At 52.0% G+C, this 302-nt stretch carries 1 pseudogene; it reads right to left on the bottom strand.

Annotation, left to right across the window (positions count from 1 at the left end):
- Positions 1 to 302 (bottom strand): annotated as a pseudogene (locus tag GTGU_RS26295) (hypothetical protein); the annotation flags it as partial.

The following is a 302-nucleotide window of genomic DNA, read 5'->3' as shown; positions in this document are numbered from 1 at the left end:
GGGCTGGTTCATTTTAACGCTCTTCACGCGCGCATCACCTTCGACGATCACCCGCAGTTCCCCCTTAAGCTCCTGAGGAACCGGCGGTAACAGTGCCTGGTTGTTTTGCTGATTGCGGAAGAGTTCCCATGCGCCCGCTGACTCGATGTTAAGGTCATTGACCTCGTTAAGAACATCACGGAAGGTTTCCATAAGTGTGCCGTACTGGGGGATCTCGTACTTAGAACTGTCCCTTGTCTGATACGGATCCCAGCTTTTTTCCTGTACCGCAAAATCGGGGTTGGCATTCGCTTTCAGATCAA

The sequence above is a fragment of the Trabulsiella guamensis ATCC 49490 genome (genome assembly GCF_000734965.1).
Taxonomy (GTDB): domain Bacteria; phylum Pseudomonadota; class Gammaproteobacteria; order Enterobacterales; family Enterobacteriaceae; genus Trabulsiella; species Trabulsiella guamensis.
This window is presented reverse-complemented; position numbering and strand designations above follow the sequence as displayed.